Here is an 18,805-nt window from a genome sequence, read left to right on the forward strand (position 1 = left end):
AGGCGAAAACAATGGGGTGATTCCATGACACGCAAGCAACTCAGCCCGGAGACGGAAGCGCCCCAGGAGCCGGAAGAACCGCCGGACGCACTGTTCAATCAGTCGCTGGAGAAGGGAATCGCGGTGCTGCGCGCGTTCAGCGCCCAGCGCAGGTCGATGACACTGCCGGAAGTCGCGGAGGCAACGTCGATCACCAAAAGCTCCGCGCAGCGCATGATCTACACGCTGGAAAAGCTCGGCTATGTGAGAAAGCATCCGCGTACGAGGCGCTATCAACTGGCGCCGCGCGTGATGCAGATCGGCTTCAACTACCTGGCTGCCGACACGCTGATCGACGTCGCCAATCCGTTTCTGTCCGAACTCACCAATGTCACCGGCGAGACAACCAATCTGACCGAGCCGGATGGCGTCGACATGGTCTATGTGGCGCGGTTCGTGTGTATGAAGTTCGTGCCGATCCACATGCCGATCGGCAGCCGCATTCCGATGTACTGCACGGCGTCGGGACGGGCGTATCTCGCGGCGCTCCCGGACAACGAGTCACGCACGCTGCTGCTGGCCAGCGACCGCGTCGCGCATACGCAATACACCGTGACGGATCTCGACGAGATCGAGACGCGGCTCGCGCTTGGACGGCTCAATGGCTATGCGTCGAACCGCGAGGAACTGTTCATCGGCGATATGACGATCGCGGCGGCCGTGCTCGACGGCGAGCGCCGGCCGGTCGGCGCGGTTCACGTCGTCGCGCCGACGAGCCGCTGGACAGCGGCGGAAGCGGAGGCACGGCTCGCGCCCGCGGTGATCGATTGCGCACGCGGCATCAGCAATTCGATCAGGACGCTTGCCTGAGGGGACGTGCCCCCGTTCCGCAATCCGGCGGCAACGCGGGCGCCGCGCTCAGGCTTCCAGCACGTGTTCGATGCGCCGGTCCGGCACCAGCCACCAGGCGGCGGCAAGCGTATAGAGCGCGGCCGAGGCCCACGGCACGACAAAAGCCAGCGCAATGCCCGCCAGATAGATCACCACCGAGACCTTGCCCTTGAAGTCGTTGCCGACCGCTTTGGCAATCGTCGAGTCCTTGCCGTGCTCGCGAATCAGCACGCGCGTCAGGATGAAATATGCGATCGCCGACATGAACAGCACCACGCCGTACATGGCGGTCGGCCAGGAGGCCAGATGGTTTTCGCCGACCCAATGCGTGACGGCCGGCAGCAGCGACAGCCAGAAGAGCAGATGGAGGTTGGCCCACAACACGGCGCCGTTGACCTTCTGCACCGCATGGAACATGTGATGATGATTGTTCCAGTAGATGCCGACGTAGATAAAGCTCAGCACGTACGCGCAGAACACGGGAAGCAGCGGACGCAGCGCCGCGAGATCGAAGCCTTCCGGCACCTTCAACTCGAGCACCATGATCGTGATGATGATGGCGATCACGCCATCGCTGAAGGCTTCGACACGTCCTTTGCCCATCGGTTGGATTCCTGATGATGAATACGGTTGAGCGCACCGCTCGCCCGCGCCCCGCGGACGACCCGCGCCGCTGCCGATTATGTGCGATGCCGCGCCGCTTTGTCGACGTGTTCCAGACCGGCTCGCGTGTTGAAACTCACTTCATGGGCTTGAGCCCGTCGAGCAAGGTCGGCACCAGTTCGCTGATGGTCGGATGAATATGCATGGCGTACTGCAAGGTCGGATACGGCGCGCCCGCCGCCATGATGTCGATGAAGGTATGAATCGCCTCGTCGCCTTCGATGCCGTGAATGGCCGCGCCGAGAATCTGCCTGCTCTCGCTGTCGACCATCACTTTCATGAAGCCGTCGGTCTCGCCGCGTTCACGCGCGCGGCCCACCCGCGACATCGGCATGGTGGCGATCAGCGCGGCGCGGCCCGATTTGCGCACCTCGGCCTCCGAAGCCCCCACGCGTGCCAGCGGCGGATCGACGAACACCGCATACGCCATGATCCGCGTATCGACACTGCGCGCGCCGCCGTCGAGCAGATTGGCGGCGACGATCTGAAAGTCGTCGTAGGACGTGTGGGTGAAAGCACCACGCCCGTTCACGTCGCCGATGGCCCACACGCCCGGCACGTTGGTCCGCAACTGGCCGTCGACCGGAATCGTGCCGTGCCGGTCCGTCGTGATGCCGGCGGCCGCGAGGCCGAGATCGTCGGTATTCGGCGCACGGCCGGTGGCGAACAGCAGGTGCGACGCTTCGAGCGCGGGAATGTTCTGCTCGAAGCCGATACACACTTCGTTCGGGTGATGCGGATGCGGCTCGACCCGCGAAGGCTGCACACCAAAGCGGAACTCCACACCCTCGCGGGCGAGCACCTTGTGCACGGATTCGGCAAAATCGGCGTCCTCGCGGGTCAGCACGCGTTCGCCGCGCACCAGCACCGTCACACGGCTGCCGAAACGGCGAAAGATCTGCGCGAATTCGAGCGCGATATAGCTGGCGCCGACAATCACCAGATGATCCGGCAATTCCGTCAGCTCAAGCAGGTTGGAGTTGGTGTAGTAGCGAATCCGCCCGAGACCTTCGAGCGGCGGCACGACGGCGCGCGTGCCGGTATTGATGAAGATTTCGTCGGCGCTGATCTCCTCGAGCAGCTTGCCGTCCGGACCGCTGATAGAAAGCGTATGCGCGCCGGTGAAGCGCGCGTGGCCGTTGAACACGCTCACGTTCTTCGCGCCGCGCAGCCATTTCTCGACGCCGTCGCGCGACTGCCCGATGATACTGTCCTTGCGCGCCTTGACCGCGGCCAGATCGACGCTGATCGCGCCGCTCACCTGCACGCCGAGTTCCGCGCAATGGCGCGCGACATGCGCTGCGCGAGCGCTTGCGACATAAGATTTGGTCGGCGTACAGCCCACGTTCACGCACGTGCCGCCGAAGGCCCCGCGCTCAATGACCGCGGTTTTGCGGCCGCTTTGACCGAGACGCACCGCAAGCGGCGAGCCGCCTTGTCCCGTACCGATTACGACTGCATTGAAGTGCTGTGGCATGGCAACGCTCCCGTGGCTGGAGTGCAGGTCGTAGCATCTTACCCTCCACGCCTCGAATCACCACGCCGGGTTGTCGATTGCCTCAGTTTGTTGCCCGTTTTTGTTGCCCTTTGCCGTGCGCGACGCTCAGTCGTGGCAATGCGCAGCGCAGATCAATTCACGCGAGCGTTGCAGCGCGGCCTGCGCGCCACGGGACGCCATGACCCAGCCGACCTGGCCCAGGTTGAAATCCTGCGACACCATCACCTGCATGAGGGCGACCATCGGCAATACCACCGACGGCCGGTAAAGCTGGTTCCTGATCAAAGCTGGCATGACAACAACTCCCGTAGCGCGGCGCCGCTTCGGCTTCGCGCTGATTCACGTTTCGATGGGAGGATTGTAGGGAGACTGTAGTCGCGGATAAATACCGCTAACGCGAAGGCACTTGTTTGTCAAACCGAACAATCAAGTCCGGACGCGGGCGGCCGGGCGCGGCGGGTTCCCGCGTCCGCGAGGCCAGGCAAGGCGCCGGGCTGGCGCGCGAGGCCGCCGGCCGGCTCAGGAGGCGTCGGCGAGACCGACCTGCGCGTCCCACAAACTGCGGGCATACGCGCTGGCCCCGACCGGGCGGCTATAGAAATAGCCCTGCTGCTTGTCGCAGTCGATCGCGCGCAGAAAGGCCGCCTGTTCGGCGGTTTCCACTCCTTCGGCGGTGACGTTCATGCCGAGCGAGTGCGCCATCGCCACCACCGCCTGCGTAATCGCAATGGAATCGCGATGATCCGGCAAGCCGACGACAAACGAGCGATCGATCTTCAGGTTATGCAGCGGAAAGCGCTTCAGATAAGACAACGACGAATAACCGGTGCCGAAATCGTCGACGGAAATACGCACCCCCATCGCGTTCAGCGCGCTCAGCATAGGCAAGACGGTTTCGCTGTCGCTCATCAGCAGCCGTTCGGTGATCTCCAGTTCCAGCGCCGCCGGTTCGAGTCCGGTTTGTATCAGGCAGCGCTGGATGCGCTCCACCAGGCCGTCGTTGAACTGCCGGGGCGACAGATTCACCGCGACGATCAGTTCGGGCGCCAGCGTGCGCCGCCATTGCGCCACCTGTTCGCAGGCCCGAGCCAGCACGAAGTTGCCGATCTCCACGATCAGCCCCGCGTCTTCGGCCACGGGGATGAATTCCACCGGCGACACGTTGCCCAGCTCGCTGTTGTACCAGCGCAGCAGCGCCTCCGCGCCGATCGTGCGGCCGTCGTGGCTATCGACGATTGGCTGATACACGAGGCTCAGCTCGTTGGCGGCGAGCGCGCGCCGCAGCGACTGTTCGATCGTGAAGCGGCGTTGCAACTGCCGGTTCAGCTCGGCGGTGAAGAACTGGAAGTTGTTGCGGCCGCGCTGCTTGGCGTGATACATCGCCGAATCGGCGTTGCGCAGCAGCGTGGCCACGTCCTGCCCGTCTTCGGGAAAGCGGCTGATGCCGATCGACGCGCCCAGATAGTACTCGTTGTCCGCCACCGCGAACGGCACCGCGATCATGTCGAGAATGCGCTGTGCGAGGCCGATCAGATGCCCGGTATTTTCATACGCGCTGACCACGATCACGAACTCGTCGCCGCCTACGCGCGCGAGCGTGTCCTCGGTCGAGATGCACGCCGCGAGCCGCTCCGCCACGCTGCATAGCAGGGAGTCGCCGGCCTCGTGACCGGCGGTGTCATTGACCTTCTTGAAGCCGTCCAGGTCGACGAACAGCACCGCGACGCTCGCCAGTTCGCCCATGCCGGAAGACGTATCGAGCGAGAACAGATCGCGCAGCCTCTCCGTCAGATAGGCGCGGTTATAAAGGCCGGTGAGCGAATCGCGGGTGGCGAGGAACTTGAGCTGCCGTTGCGCTTCGCGCACGGGGCCGATGTCGGTAAACGAGATCAGCACCGAACTGGGTTCGCTCTCGCCCGGCTTGATGATCGGCACCACGTTCTCGGTGATCCAGACGATGTCGCCGCCAATCAACTCCACGCCGATCGTGACGCCAAGCATGGGTTTGCCGGTTGCCAGCACCTGGGTGGTCGGGCGAACCGCCTCGGTGACGACCGAACCGTCCTCGTGATAAGCGCGCACCATCACCGTGTGAATACTGCGGCCGACGATCTGCGGCGTTGCCCGCAAAATGCGCTGCGCGCTCGGATTGCAGGCCAGCACCACGCCTGCGCGCGACTGCACGACGATCCCTTCGATCAGGTGATCGACTACCAGGCGGTGATGCTCCTCGCTGTGCGCGAGCCGCTGCGCCATCGTGTCCTGATGCACCGCCAGACCCACGCTGCGGCTGATATCGCGCAGCATGGCCTCTTCTTCGGCGCTGGGACGGCGCGACTTGCGGTAGTACACCGCGAATGCGCCGAGCACCGCGCCGGAATCGTTTTCAAAGGGCACCGACCAGCAGGCTCTGAGGCCGAGCGGCAACGCGAGGTGCCGGAAGTCGGCCCACAACGGATCGGTTTCGATATCTTCGACGGCGATGAGCCGCCGCTCGAACATGGCGGTGCCGCACGAGCCGGCCTGCGGACCGATCGCCACCCCGTCGATCGCCGCGCTGAAGTGTTTAGGCAGCGACGGCGCGCCGCCTACTCTGGCGTGCATGCCATCGGCGTCGAGCAGCAGGATGGAACAGGACGCGCCTTCCCCCAGCAGCGCTTCCGCGCGGCGGCATACTTCGTCCAGCAATTCCGGCAGCGGCGTGTTGCGTGTAATCAAACGCAGCACCGTGCGCTCCGAGGCCAGCACCCCTTCGGCGAGATTCGCGCCGTAGCGGGTGCCCTCAGGCGCCGCTCCCATCGTGTTTTCTGATGTCGCTTCGCAAGTCATTTGTGCGCCCCCTAACCCGACATCGGCAACTTAGTGTACGCGGCACACGGGGGTTTACGCGAGCGGTGCGAGTGTATTCTTCGCACATCGCGGACCGTTCCGGTGATCTGGCCTCGCCGTTGTCCGACCGGATATTGCCGTTGTCGGGACAGGATGACGGTATCCGCTATCGCCTGATGGTGAGTTGAAACACGAACCCGCTCCGGCTTGTCACGACGACTTCCCGGGGTGAGGCCGGCGGCGTGGGCTCGATCAGCCGTGCTGGTCCGGTGGGCGCCCTCCACCACCGCCTCGTCCGCCGCCACCGTTTTCACCACCCGGCGGCCTGCCTCCACCGCCTTGCGGTGGCCGTCCACCAGCGTTCTCCGGCGGCTGCCCGCCCGGTGGCCTACCACCAGCGTTACCCTGCTGGCCGCCCGGTGGCCTACCACCGACGTTCCCCGGTTGCCCGCCCGGTGGCCTGCCACCGACGTTCCCCGGCGGTCTCGCTCCGCCGTGCCCCGGCGGCGGCCCACCCGGCGGACGGCCACCCGGCGGCCTGCCGGCGCCAGGGCGCGGCGGAGGCGGCGGCGGATGATGCGCCCAGCGCGATTGCTGGCCGTACCACGGCCTCCCGCGATAATAGTTGCCCCAATACGTGCCGATCGAGAACGTCACGATCGGCAGGCCGATCACCGTGCCGTACGTCATCACCGGCACGTTGCCGCCCTGATAGGGATAGCTGAGCCGCCCGGCATAGACCCAGCCGCGCAGGTCCGGCGCGGCGACATCGCACCACTGATAGTTGCTGATGCACCCCATCACGGTCACCGGCACGCCGCCCGGCAGTTGCGTCACGATCGGGTAATCGGAGGCCGGACCCGCCCGCACGTTGACGGTGCCATTGGTGTAAGCCTGCGACTGGGCGCAGGCTGCGGCCGGCAACGCCAGCACGCCAGCCACCGCACAAAGACATCGAACGAGGCGTTGTTTCATTCTTTCTCCCGATTCAAGGCCGTGTTCCGCTGCCGGTCCGCTTTGCTGGTGTGTCATGAGTGCTGCTTCTTTCTTGCGCAACTCACTGCGCTGCTGCGAGACGCATTTATTCAAAGACTGGACGCACGGCGCATGCCTGAACGCGTTCATTTCCCCTTTCTCGACGCTCCCGCCGTCCCCGTCAGGCAAGATCTGGTAACCACCCTGCCGAAGTCACGCGTTTTTCGGGCGTCCGGGTAACGGCAATCCGGCCGATCATCCGTTGCATGAAAAAACCATGCACTGGCCCGACCGCGATGAACCGCCTCCGCCCGCTTCTGCTTGCCGCGCTGATGCTCACGCATCCGCTCGCCCACGCCGCCAGCTTCGACTGCAACCGGGGGCGCTCGCTGACCGAGAAAATCATTTGCAGCGACCCCGCGCTCTCGAAGCTCGACGACGCGCTGGGGCAACTGTACTGGAAAGCACGGCGAAGAGTCGCCAACCGGCGCGCCTTTCTCACCGATAGCGACAGCAAGTGGGCATGGCGGGAAGGCAATTGCCGCGATGCGGCGTGCCTGGGGACGTGGTACGCGACGCGTATCGAAGAGCTGCAAAAGCTCGTGGAAAGCCTGCAAGCGGGGACGCCGCCGCCAGTTGCAACACCGTCCGCAAAGCCGGCCGAACCGGCCACGCGGCGCACGCCGCTCACGGCGCCCGTGCAAGCCGTCGGCATGGCGACGCATCAGTGCACGGCGGCCAATCCTGGGATCGTGGTGAACGAACAGTGTTCCGCCGTACTCAAGAAGAACGGCAGTCAATGGAAATACCCGCCGCATGACGGCGACTGGTTCTGCGGCGTCGCCATGCTGGCGCCGGCGCAATTGCAGGTGGACGCTGCACAATAGGAAGCTGTCGCGCGTGCGGGCCGCGCTGCGGGCATGCATGGACGCTCGCTTGCGCGAGACCCGCGAGCAACGCCGCCTCAATTCCGCAGAAGCGCCGCTCTCGCGAAATCATGAAATACCGCTACCGGCTACTCCAGAATCGACGCTGAACTCCCATCACCTCGGCCTCCATCTCAGCTACCGGCCCGATCACCTCGACCGGTTTCTGGCAATGATCGAAGACATACCGGCAATCCACGCTCATGGTCGGATTCTCGGCGTGATCGCCGGTCGCTTCCAGCAACCGCTTTTCGGTCATGCCGAACACGACCCGGCCGATATTGGCCCAATACATCGTCCCGGCGCACATGCAGCAAGGCTCGACTGACGTGTACAGCGTGCAACTCCATAAATACTCCGGCGTGAAGTTCAGCGCGGCCACGCGTGCCAGCACCGACTCGGCGTGATTCACCGTGTCGACGTTGCCCTGCTCCATCAGCACGGTCTCCTGGTCCGGGCCGACCAGCACCGCGCCGAACGGATGATGCCCTAGCAGCGTCGCCCGTTCGGCCACCCGGCTCGAATGCCGCAGATGCCGCACCATCTGCTCGTGCGTGGGCGTCAAACCCTGCGGCGGATAGTTCGCGGCCGCTGCGGCGGCCTGCGTCGAGACGGTCGGACTCACGGGCGATCTCCTTGAATAATAGTTAGATTAGCGAAGCAAATTTCACTTCGGCAGTGAACCGTCCACACCCTGCACGAACCAGTTCAAACGCAGCAGTTCCGGATCGCTCAGCGACTTGCCGGCGGCGACCTTCACCGCGCCGGACTGATCCATGATCGGACCGGCAAACGGATTGAACTTGCCGGAAATGATGTCGTCGCGCTTCTGGCTCAAGGCTTTCTGCGCGGCCGGCGAAACGGCTTCAGTATTGATGTCGGCGAGATCGATCGCCTTCTCTTTCAGCCCCCACCACACCGGCGAGTTGTTCCATGTGCCCGACATCACCTGCTCCACCAGATGCGTGTAGTACACGCCCCAGTTGCTCACGCATGCGCCCAGTTGCGCATTCGGCCCGAACTTCTTCATATCCGAGTCCCAGCCGAACGCATGCACCTTCTTCTGCTCGGCGGTCTGCATGGTCGCGGTCGAATCGGTGTTCTGGATCAGCACGTCGGCGCCCTGGCCGATCAGCGTTTCAGCGGCCTGCTTTTCGCGGCCCGGATCGAACCAGCTATTGATCCACACCACCTTCACGCGCGCTTTCGGATTGACGGAGCGTGCGCCCATCGTGAACGCGTTGATGTTGCGCACCACTTCGGGCACCGGCACCGAGCCGACAAACCCGAGCGTGTTCGACTTGGTCGTATAGCCCGCGACGAGGCCGGCCAGGTAAGCGCTCTGATAGGTCCGCACGTCATAGGTGGCAAAGTTGGCGGCTTTCTTATAACCGGTTGCATGCTCGAACACGGTGTCCGGGAAGTCCTTGGCGACCTTCAGTTCGAAATCCTGAAACCCGAAGCTCGAGCCCACCACGATCTTGTTGCCCTTGGACGCCAGATCGCGAAACACGCGCTCCGAATCCGCCGACTCCGGCACGTTCTCGACGCGCGTCACCTTGACCTTGTCGCCGAATTTCGCCTCGACCTCTTTCACGCCCTGTTCGTGCGCATAGGTCCAGCCGGCGTCGCCCGGATTGCCGAGATAGACGAAGGCGATGCCGATCGGCTGCGTGGTGGCGGCCGCCGCGCCCGCGGCGCTGAACGCCAGGGTCGCGCCAAGCGCCGCGGCGAGTACGGTTCGAACGGTTTTGATGCGCAGTGAATGATGCAGCGCTCGCGCCAGCGTGGTTTTCATGGATTCTCCGAAGATGGTTGAAGGTGCCTGCCCCAGCGCTCGGGATGACCCGGGCAAGGCTCCAGCATAGGGGGCCATATTCGAAGGCCAATTTCAGCAGAAAAATTATTATTCGTTATCCCGCCCATAACGAAACCCGTATTCTGGTCTCTGGGGAACATGTTCGACGCCTTCGAACGAGTGCATCGGCAAAGTGGTACGACAAGCACCTTCCGCAGGCGCAATATCACTCTCACCAACCCGCAAAACTCTTTCGGAGAAACAAAATGACCCGCTTCCAGAACAAGTCGGTTCTCGTTACCGGCGGCAGCAGCGGCATCGGCTTCGCCGCGGCCAAAGCATTCGCCGATGAAGGCGCCCGCGTCGTCATCACCGGCCGCGACGCCGCCGCGCTCGAAGCCGCCAGAGCGGCGCTCGGCGCCAATGCCGTCGCGGTGCGCAACGAGGCCGGCTCGGTGGCCTCCGCGCATGAACTGGCGGCGGCGGTCCGCGCGGCCGGCATCCGGCTCGACGCGGTCTTCGTCAATGCCGGCACGGCAAAATTCGCGCCCTTCCCGGACGTCGACGAAGCCTTCTGGGACGCGATGTTCAACACCAACGTCAAAGGCGCCTACTTCCAGATTCAGGCACTGTTGCCGCTACTCAATCGCGGCGCGTCGATCGTGATCAACGGTTCGATCAACGCCCATATCGGCATGCCGGCGTCGTCCGTGTATGCGGCGAGCAAGGCCGCGGTGATTTCGCTGGCGAAGACGCTGTCATCGGAATTGCTGCCGCAGGGCGTGCGCGTCAACGTCGTGAGCCCCGGCCCGGTGCAAACGCCGTTGTACGGCAAGCTCGGCCTCGACGCCGCCGCGCTCGAAGCCACCGCCGCGCAGATTCTCGGCCAGGTGCCGGTCGGCCGGTTCGGCACGCCGGAGGAAATCGCCTCGACCGTGCTGCATCTGGCCGCGCCGGAATCGGCGTTTATCGTCGGCACGGAAATCATCGCCGACGGCGGTATGAGTCAGCTTTGAGGGCACGCCCAGGCGAGGCGGCCGGCGCGCACAGCGGCGGCCCGGCCCACGGCGCTGGCCCGGTAAAGCCGGGCACACTTCAATGAAGCTTCGGCGGCGGATCCGGCTGGTCCTCACCGGGAGTCTCGCCGTCGCCGAACAGTTCGGCGCACAGACTTTCGCCGAGCTCGCTCAGGCGCGCCGTCCCGGTGCCCTCCTCGCTGAAGGTGGTATGCACCAGCTCACCGTCGACGAGCGCCGTCAACTGCCGCCGCAAGCCGCTCATCGGCACGCCCGCCTGCTTCGACAGTTTGGCGAGCGACCAGGCCCCGCCCGGCGTTTCCCGATGCGCGCGCCATAGCTGTTCCAGCACGGCGACCAGCACCGGATCGAGTTCGTCGTCTTGCATGGTGAGTGTCTCCTCGTTGTCATGCCATCTGCGTGACCAGTTCGCCGAGCGTCTTCAATGCCGCCTCGGTCTGCGCCGTCCACGGATAGCTGTAGTTGAGCCGGATGAAATGCCGAAAATCGTTGCGCGTCGAAAACATCATGCCCGGCCCGACCGTAATGCTGCGTGCGAGCGCCGCCTGATAGAGCCGCATGGAATCGACGCGTTCGGGCAACTCGACCCAGAGCACGTAGCCACCTTGCGGCGTCGACATGCGCGTGCCCTCGGGGAAAAATCGCTGCACCATCGCCATCATGATGCTCGCCTGCTGCCGGTAGACCTTGCGCACGTGCCGCAGATGCCGGTCGTAGCCGTCCTGGCGCAAATAGTCGGCGACCGCGACTTGCGGCACCGACGGCGTGGTCAGCGTATTGAGAAACTTCAGCTTCTCGACCTGCGCGCGATAACGCCCCGGCAGCGCCCAGCCGATCCGGTACGACGCGGTCAGGCTCTTCGAAAACGACGCGCAATGCAGCACCAGCCCTTTGGTGTCGAAGCTCTTCAAGGTCGAAGGCCGGGTTTCGCCGAAGTACAGCTCCTGATAGACGTCGTTCTCGATCACGGGAATCTCTTGCGCGGCGAGCAGTTCCACCAGTTGCCGCTTGCGCGCGTCGGGCATGCGGAAGCCGAGCGGATTCTGGAAGTTCGGCATCACCATGCAGGCCGCAATCTTCTGTTCGGCGATCACCCGCGCGAGCGCCTCGATATCGATGCCGTCGACCGGATGCGTCGCCACCTCGATCGCGCGCATGCCCAGACGCTCGATGGCGTGCAGCATCGCGTAATAGGTGGGCGATTCGACCGCCACCGTGTCGCCGGGTTTGGCGACCGCCTGCAGGCTCAGGTTGATCGCTTCGGTCGCGCCGAGCGTGATGATGATTTCGCCGGGATCGACCGGCACACCGTTCTCGGCGTAGCGCCGGGCGATCTGCCGGATCAGCTCGGGGTTGCCGGGCGGCAGATCGTCGATCAGATTCCAGCTCGCGTGGCGCCGCGCAATCGCGTTCGCGTACTGGTTGATGCGCCGCCACGGAAACAGCGAGGGATCCGGATACGGCGAGCCGAACGGCACGGCGTCGTGCGCGCGGATGCTGCGCAAGGTGGACAGCACAAGGCGGCTCACATCCACCGCCGCAGCCACCGGCTGCGTTGGGGGGCGCGGGCAGGCGGCCCGGCCGCGGCTCTTCGAGCGCCACCGACCTTGCTGCGGCGTCCCGCACGAAATAGCCCGACTGCGGGCGGGTTTCGACAATCCCACGGCTTTCCAGCAACGCGTACGCGTGCAACACCGTCTTGATACTGACGCCGTGCTGCTGGCTCGCCTGCCGCACGGACGGAATCCGCTCGCCGGCCGCGAACACGCCGTGGCGCACGGCTTGCGTTATTTCGTCGGCGAGTTTTTCGTACAGGTTCAAGGGCCTGGATCAAACAAAGACGTGGGTTGGAACGCCAGTCTATGACAAAAATCAGGCAACTGTATCCCTTCCCTTTCCAATTTTCTGTATGCTGCGCGCTTTTTGGAACACAGTAGGCTTGCACCTGTCGGCTCAACAGCCTCGTCAAGCCCGATTGGCGGCACATCATGAAGAAACCCGAAGCTCGCATCGAACCGTATACGCATCCCGCCGCCGGCTGGGGGGCGCTCAAGTACGTCGCCATCAACCTCATCAAGGAAAAGGTGACGGGCGGCGACTACCGCATGCTGCTCAAACAGAACCAGCCGGACGGCTTCGATTGCCCCGGCTGTGCATGGCCGGATCGCGAGCACGCGTCCACCTTCGAGTTCTGCGAGAACGGCGTGAAAGCCGTGGCCGCCGAGGCGACCGGCAAGCGCGTGACGCCGGCGTTCTTCGAGGAGCACACGGTTGCCGAACTGATGACGCAGTCCGACTTCGAACTGGAACAGCATGGCCGTCTGACCGACCCGCTCGTCTACGACGCCCTGCGCGACCGTTACGTGCCGGTCGGCTGGGACGAAGCATTCGACCTGATCGCCGCTCACCTGAAGCGGCTCGGCGATCCGGACCGCGCCGCCTTCTACACCTCGGGGCGCGCGAGCAACGAAGCCGCGTTCCTGTACCAGTTGTTCGTGCGCATGTACGGCACCAACAACTTCCCCGACTGCTCGAACATGTGCCACGAGGCGACCAGCCGCGGCTTGCCGCATACGGTCGGCATCGGTAAAGGCACGGTCACGCTGGATGACTTCGAACACGCCGACACGCTGCTGATCTTCGGCCAGAACCCGGCCACCAACCATCCGCGGATGCTCGGTGAACTGCGCGAGTGCGCCAGGCGCGGCGCGACGATCGTGTCGATCAATCCGCTGAAGGAGCGCGGCCTGGAGCGCTTTGCGAGCCCGCAGCACCCGGTGGAAATGCTGACGATGGGCAGCACGAAGATCAGCTCCGTGTTCATTCGCCCGAAGGTCGGCGGCGATTTCGCGCTGATCAAGGGCGTCGCCAAGCGTGTGGTCGAGCTCGACGACGAAGCTTTGGCTTCGGGTCTCGAACGGGTGCTCGACGTCGCGTTCATCGCCGAACACACCGTGGGCATCGACGCATTCGCCGACGATCTGCGCGCCGAAAGCTGGGACACCATCGTCGCCGAAGCGGGCGTGCCGTTCGAAGACGTGCTGAAGCTCGCCGACATCTACGTGAAGGGACGCGCGGTGATTTCGACGTGGGGCATGGGCCTCACGCAGCACAAGAATTCGGTGCCGACGGTCCAGATCCTGTCGAACCTGATGATGATGCGCGGCAATATCGGCCGGCGTGGCGCGGGCCTCTGCCCGGTGCGTGGGCACTCTAACGTGCAGGGCGACCGCACAGTCGGCATCGAGGAAAGACCGACTCAGGCTTTTCTCGACAAGCTCGGTGAGGTCTACGATTTCGAGCCGCCGCGCGAGCATGGACTCGACGTCGTCAATACGATTCAGGCGATGCTCGACGGCAAGGTGAAGGTGTTCATCGGGCTCGGCGGCAATTTCTCGATTGCGACACCGGACACGCCGCGCACGTGGGACGCAATGCGTTCGTGCGATCTCACCGTGCACATCACCACCAAGCTGAACCGCAGCCACCTCGTGCATGGCCGCGACGCGCTGATCCTGCCGACGCTCGGCCGTACCGAGATCGACTTGCAGAACGGTGTCGCGCAAGGGGTGAGCGTCGAGGACTCGATGAGCATGGTGCATATCTCGTACGGCATGAACAAGCCGGCGTCGGAGAATCTGCTGTCGGAGATCGCGATCGTCGCGCGCATGGCGCATGCGACGCTCGGCAGCGAGAAAGTGGATTGGCTCGCCCACGCGGCGGACTATTCGCTGATTCGCGACGGCATCGCCAAGGTGATCGAGGGGTTCACGGACTACAACGAGCGCCTGAAGAACCCTGGCGGTTTTCATCTGGGCGTGGCGTCGCGCGAGCGGATCTGGAAAACGCCGAGCGGCAAGGCCCAGTTCCTCGTGCATGCGATCGATGTGGCCACACCGATTCACCAGGCACGCAAAGCGCATGGCGAGCGGCTGATGACCTTGATGACGACGCGCTCGCACGATCAGTACAACACGACGATCTACGGCCTCGATGACCGCTATCGCGGCGTGTATGGACAGCGTCGCGTGCTGTTCGCCAACAAGGACGACCTCGCGATGCTCGGTTTCGTCGCGGGACAACGCGTGGATATCACGAGCGTGTGGGCCGATGGAATCGAGCGTCGCGCGGAAGGTTTTCTGCTCGTGGAGTACGACATTCCGCGCGGCTGTCTCGGTGCGTATTACCCGGAGACGAATCCGCTGGTGCCGCTCTCGTCGGTCGCCGACGGCGCGGGAACGCCGACCTCGAAGTCCATTCCTGTTTTGTTGACGGCTTCCGCGGTCGAGGCGGTTGCTGCCTGATGCGCGAGACCTGACGCTGGATCGTCAGGTCTGTTTTTTCTCCAATTCGCGTTGCGTCAGGTAAAGACGCAGATCGAATTCGATCTGGTGGTAACCCGGCTGCATGAACTCACAGAGGCGATAGAAAGCCTTGTTGTGGTCGCTTTCCTTCAGATGCGCGAGTTCGTGCACCACGATCATCTTCAGAAATTCCGGCGCGGCCGATTTGAACAGCGACGCTATGCGGATTTCTTTCTTCGCCTTCAGCCTGCCGCCCTGCACGCGGGAAATGCTCGTGTGCAGGCCTAACGCATGGCGCACCACGTCGAGTTTGCTGTCGTAGGTGACCTTGTCGATCTGCTCCGCGCTGCGCAGATGTTCGCGTTTAAGCTCGGCGCAATAGGCATAAAGCGCCCGATCTGTCTGTACGTCATGCGTATTCGGATAGCGCGCGGCGAGATACGCGTTGAGTTCGTCTTCGGCGATCAGTTTCCTGACCTTCTCCTGGAGCGCGGCTGGGTAGCCGGTGAGGTATTTCAGACGAGACATGATCCGGGTCCACGGTCCGTCAGACGGCGCGGCGATTTTCTTCGCAATCGTCCCAATAGCGCAGCGGATCGCGATGGTCGGGGTATTGCGCGTCCAGCCAGTCAGACAGGATCTTCCACTGCGGATGATTCGGACCGCTCCTCGTGTCCCAGAACGACTCCTTCAGAGCAGCGTTGTTTCGGCCGCGATCTCGCACCACGATCCGGCAGTGATCGTTCGACTCATGGAATTCCGCCTTCAGGTAGTAGCGCGGCAGTATCTGCAATGTCGCGCCCTCCACGATCCGGCCCTGCGCACGAACCACGCCCGCGCATTCGATTCGCAGAACACCGTCCACCGACTTGTCCGCGCGCCACCCGAGCGGCAGCCTGACCACACATTCGTCTTTGCCGACCTTGATCCAGTCCATACGCCAGGTGCGGGCGAGCGCATCGCGCATGGCCGCCGCATCTTCGTAGCCGGGCGGCAGTTCGAATTGGGCCGGGAGAACGACGAGTTCGTCTCCGGTCTGCACTGCGCCGGCCGGATGGTGGAACGGATCATCCTCGAAAGGGTTCGAAGGGCGGCTGGCCGCGGTGTTGCTGGTTTTCGGCAAATCCCCGAAGAGGCTTTCAGCGGCACGGCGTGCGCGCTTCGATTTTTCACTGCCCATCGATTTCTCCGTTGGGGTTGGGTTAGCGTAGGCTTGGTGGGGAACGCGGGTTGATTACGTCATGGCATCGCACGTTGTCGAGCGAGCAGGCGAGCGCAGTGCCCCGGCTACAAGACAGGATTGTAGTCGCAGGATGCGCAAGAGGGCTGACGCTCGTGGGGGGAACCCGGCGATGCCTCACACCGGGGTTGATGAATCGGTCCCGCTCGGGACTCACGGGGCGAGCGCTACCAGTGCCGGCGCGCCCGCGTTCTGAAATACCCTCACTCCTTGTCCGTCCAGACAAGCGGGAAATGCTCGCACGCAAACGGCTCGCCATCAGCAGGTGCGTCATCGGGAAGAGGCGGAGACATCTTCCCGCTGCGGCGCCGAACACGTGCATCATCTCCAAGCCAGCGCGTCGACAGAATCCGCCGGGGCGTGTCGCGCAAGTTGCCCGGGGCGCCGTGAAGGGTCAGCCCGTGAAAGACCAGCACGTCACCCGGCTGAACGCCCCATCCGAGAATGGGCCATGCCGGGCGGTCCGCTTCAATGTCCGGAAGCAACGCCCACCGCGGATCGTCGTCCACGCGCAGCGATCCGTCAATGAAGCGCTGCGGCCGATACCAGGTGCCGGACCGCTGCGAGCCCCCCACGAACTCCAACACCGCCTCGCGCGGCACGGGATCGACCGGCATCCACATCGTGCAGAACTGCGATCCCTCGACCGGGCTATACGGTTGATCCTGATGCCACGGTGTCGGCTTTGTCGCCCCCGCGTACTTCACCAATACATGGTCGTGCAGGAAAGTCACCGTTCGACTGGAAAACAGTTGAGCCGCAATCAGCCGCGCCGGCGATAAGCGCACGAATGCTTCAAACTCTTCGATCCTTTTCCAGTTGTTGGAGTCCTGAAAGAAGCGCTTCTCGCTTCCGTCGGCAAAGCTCGCTGCGGGTCCCGGCGCGGCCAGATTTCTTTCGATCCCTCGCCGCACGATATCCACCCACTCTGTTGAGAAGACACCGCGTAAGCAGACCGCTCCATTGCGTGCGAAATCTTCTATAACTGCCGCGTCAAGCGCCAATGCGTTCGCCTCCGCCGAAGCAGCGATATGGGCTTCATTCTCGTTAGATCGAGCATCGTTCATTTTCTCTCCCCGATGGAAGCTGTCGGTCAGATATCGAATAGCGTATTGACAATGCCCGGCCTGGAACTTTCCAATGCCCAATTTTTCATTCTCTCGATGTCGTCGGCAAGGTAGCGGTCTTTCGTATAAAAGGAAACGCGCGCGCGAATCTGCACATGCTGTTCCTCCAGCAGTTCACTCGAACGCAGCGGACGATGAAAGTCCATGCCCTGCGCCGCGGCCATCCCTTCTATTCCCACGATAACAGCCGTGTTGTCGGTCATATCCTTGAGCCGTCTCGCAGCAAATGTGGCCATTGAAACGTGATCCTCCTGATTCGCCGACGTCGGCAAACTGTCCACGCTCGCGGGATGTGCGAGCGACTTGTTCTCCGAAGCCAACGCCGCGCTCGTTACCTGCGCAATCATGAAGCCGGAATTGATACCGCTTTCCTTCACGAGAAACGCCGGCAAGCCCGACATATGGCTGTCTAGCAACAATGCCGTACGTCGTTCGGAAATCGCACCAATCTCCGAAATAGCCACTGCCAGCGCGTCTGCTGCCAGCGCAATCGGTTCCGCATGGAAATTGCCGCCCGACAGCACATCGCCATTGTCGAAAACGAGGGGATTATCCGACGCGGCATTTGCCTCGATGGTCAGAATTCCCGCAACGTAGCGGATGTGGTCGAGGCATGCCCCCATGACCTGCGGCTGACAGCGAATCGAATACGGATCCTGCACGCGAGTCCCGTTTCCATGCGACGCGATGATGCCGCTGCCATCGAGCAGTGCCGCGAGACGCCCCGCCACGTCGATTTGCCCGCGCTGGCCGCGCGCAACATGAATGCGCGGATCGAAAGGCACGGTCGAACCTTTCACAGCTTCGAGCGACAACGCACCGGTAACCATCGCCGAAGCGAACACGCGTTCCGCGGCGAAAAGCCCCGAGAGCGCGAGCGCAGTCGACGCCTGCGTTCCGTTGAGCAACGCGAGTCCTTCCTTCGGACCTAATTCAAGTGCTTCGAGTCCGGCGACGCTCAAGCCTTCTGCGGCCGGCATGCGCTTGCCGTCGATGCGCACGTGGCCCACGCCCAACATCGCGGCCGCCAGATGCGCGAGCGGCGCGAGATCGCCCGATGCACCGACCGACCCCTTGCTGGGAATGCACGGATAGACGCCGGCATTGAGCATCGAGATGATTGCGAGCACAACTTGCGGACGCACGCCCGAGTGACCGCGCGCGAGACTGATCGCCTTGAGCGCCATGATCAGGCCGACGACATGGTCTTCCATCGGTTCGCCCGTGCCCACGCTGTGCGAGAGCACGAGATTCCTTTGCAACTCCGCGATCCGCTCAGCGGGGATCGTCGTGTTTGCCAGCCGGCCAAAGCCCGTATTCACGCCATAGACGATCTTGCCGTCCGCGACGATCCGGCTCACGATGTCCTTCGATTTTTCGACCCGCTCGAGCGACGCGCGCTCGATCTGCACCATCGGTCGCGCTTCGATGATGCGGCGCAACTGACCGAGCGTTACCTGGCCCGGCACGAGAGTCAGAACTTCATCTGGTTTGTTCATAGAGATACCATTTCACCTTGCTTGCAATGCGCGCCGCTC

At 63.5% G+C, this 18,805-nt stretch carries 16 protein-coding genes and 1 pseudogene; 4 read left to right on the forward strand and 13 right to left on the reverse strand.

From position 1 onward, the window contains the following. Positions 1-24: 24 nt before the first annotated feature. Positions 25-849, forward strand: coding sequence for an IclR family transcriptional regulator (locus NE850_RS01815; RefSeq protein ID WP_007181232.1), 825 nt, complete (start codon positions 25-27; stop codon positions 847-849). 48 nt (positions 850-897) lie between these two features. On the opposite strand, the gene NE850_RS01820 is transcribed toward NE850_RS01815, so the two are convergent. The 5 genes from NE850_RS01820 to NE850_RS01840 all read right to left on the reverse strand — a co-directional run bounded on the left by NE850_RS01820 (position 898) and on the right by NE850_RS01840 (position 6,835). Next, positions 898-1,473 (reverse strand): TMEM175 family protein, encoded by a 576-nt coding sequence (locus NE850_RS01820; protein ID WP_007181231.1) that lies wholly within the window; start codon positions 1,471-1,473, stop codon positions 898-900. Between the two features lie 136 nt (positions 1,474-1,609). Continuing rightward, the gene (locus tag NE850_RS01825; RefSeq protein WP_007181229.1) at positions 1,610-3,010 is read right to left on the reverse strand and encodes an FAD-containing oxidoreductase; all 1,401 of its coding nucleotides are present in this window, start codon (positions 3,008-3,010) and stop codon (positions 1,610-1,612) included. A gap of 126 nt (positions 3,011-3,136) precedes the next feature. Next, on the reverse strand, positions 3,137-3,325 hold the full coding sequence (locus NE850_RS01830; RefSeq protein ID WP_007181228.1) for a hypothetical protein: 189 nt from the start codon (positions 3,323-3,325) through the stop codon (positions 3,137-3,139). A gap of 225 nt (positions 3,326-3,550) precedes the next feature. Continuing rightward, complete coding sequence (locus NE850_RS01835) at positions 3,551-5,860, reverse strand: bifunctional diguanylate cyclase/phosphodiesterase (protein ID WP_007181227.1); 2,310 nt, start codon at positions 5,858-5,860, stop codon at positions 3,551-3,553. Positions 5,861-6,112: 252 nt separating this feature from the next. Continuing rightward, on the reverse strand, positions 6,113-6,835 hold the full coding sequence (locus tag NE850_RS01840; RefSeq protein WP_007181226.1) for an SH3 domain-containing protein: 723 nt from the start codon (positions 6,833-6,835) through the stop codon (positions 6,113-6,115). 296 nt (positions 6,836-7,131) lie between these two features. Here NE850_RS01840 and NE850_RS01845 point away from each other — a divergent pair, with 296 nt between their 5' ends. After that, positions 7,132-7,722: a lysozyme inhibitor LprI family protein gene (locus NE850_RS01845; protein ID WP_007181225.1), complete on the forward strand. Its 591-nt coding sequence runs from the start codon at positions 7,132-7,134 to the stop codon at positions 7,720-7,722. Between the two features lie 121 nt (positions 7,723-7,843). Here NE850_RS01845 and NE850_RS01850 read toward each other — a convergent pair whose 3' ends face one another. Further along, positions 7,844-8,386 (reverse strand): nucleoside deaminase, encoded by a 543-nt coding sequence (locus NE850_RS01850; protein ID WP_007181224.1) that lies wholly within the window; start codon positions 8,384-8,386, stop codon positions 7,844-7,846. A 42-nt stretch (positions 8,387-8,428) separates the two neighbouring features. After that, positions 8,429-9,559 carry a BMP family ABC transporter substrate-binding protein gene (locus tag NE850_RS01855; RefSeq protein ID WP_165186598.1) on the reverse strand — a complete coding sequence of 377 codons (1,131 nt, stop codon included), beginning with the start codon at positions 9,557-9,559 and terminating at the stop codon, positions 8,429-8,431. 266 nt (positions 9,560-9,825) lie between these two features. Here NE850_RS01855 and NE850_RS01860 point away from each other — a divergent pair, with 266 nt between their 5' ends. Continuing rightward, positions 9,826-10,575, forward strand: coding sequence for an SDR family oxidoreductase (locus NE850_RS01860; RefSeq protein ID WP_007181222.1), 750 nt, complete (start codon positions 9,826-9,828; stop codon positions 10,573-10,575). 79 nt (positions 10,576-10,654) lie between these two features. Here NE850_RS01860 and NE850_RS01865 read toward each other — a convergent pair whose 3' ends face one another. Beyond that, positions 10,655-10,963: a helix-turn-helix transcriptional regulator gene (locus tag NE850_RS01865; RefSeq protein ID WP_007181221.1), complete on the reverse strand. Its 309-nt coding sequence runs from the start codon at positions 10,961-10,963 to the stop codon at positions 10,655-10,657. Between the two features lie 19 nt (positions 10,964-10,982). Then, positions 10,983-12,417 (reverse strand): annotated as a pseudogene (locus NE850_RS01870) (PLP-dependent aminotransferase family protein). Positions 12,418-12,584: 167 nt separating this feature from the next. On the opposite strand from NE850_RS01870, the gene NE850_RS01875 reads away from it, so the two are divergent. Further along, the gene (locus NE850_RS01875) at positions 12,585-14,900 is read left to right on the forward strand and encodes an FdhF/YdeP family oxidoreductase (RefSeq protein ID WP_310698379.1); all 2,316 of its coding nucleotides are present in this window, start codon (positions 12,585-12,587) and stop codon (positions 14,898-14,900) included. A gap of 24 nt (positions 14,901-14,924) precedes the next feature. On the opposite strand, the gene NE850_RS01880 is transcribed toward NE850_RS01875, so the two are convergent. From NE850_RS01880 to hutH, 4 genes are all read right to left on the reverse strand, one after another. Beyond that, on the reverse strand, positions 14,925-15,428 hold the full coding sequence (locus tag NE850_RS01880; RefSeq protein WP_310698380.1) for a M48 family metallopeptidase: 504 nt from the start codon (positions 15,426-15,428) through the stop codon (positions 14,925-14,927). Between the two features lie 19 nt (positions 15,429-15,447). Next, positions 15,448-16,080: a hypothetical protein gene (locus tag NE850_RS01885; protein WP_165186605.1), complete on the reverse strand. Its 633-nt coding sequence runs from the start codon at positions 16,078-16,080 to the stop codon at positions 15,448-15,450. A 263-nt stretch (positions 16,081-16,343) separates the two neighbouring features. Next, positions 16,344-17,207 carry a phytanoyl-CoA dioxygenase family protein gene (locus NE850_RS01890; RefSeq protein WP_007181216.1) on the reverse strand — a complete coding sequence of 288 codons (864 nt, stop codon included), beginning with the start codon at positions 17,205-17,207 and terminating at the stop codon, positions 16,344-16,346. 26 nt (positions 17,208-17,233) lie between these two features. Beyond that, positions 17,234-18,766: a histidine ammonia-lyase gene (gene hutH, locus NE850_RS01895; RefSeq protein ID WP_165186610.1), complete on the reverse strand. Its 1,533-nt coding sequence runs from the start codon at positions 18,764-18,766 to the stop codon at positions 17,234-17,236. Positions 18,767-18,805: the final 39 nt, after the last annotated feature.

Source organism: Paraburkholderia sp. USG1, assembly GCF_031570135.1.
GTDB lineage: Bacteria > Pseudomonadota > Gammaproteobacteria > Burkholderiales > Burkholderiaceae > Paraburkholderia > Paraburkholderia dioscoreae.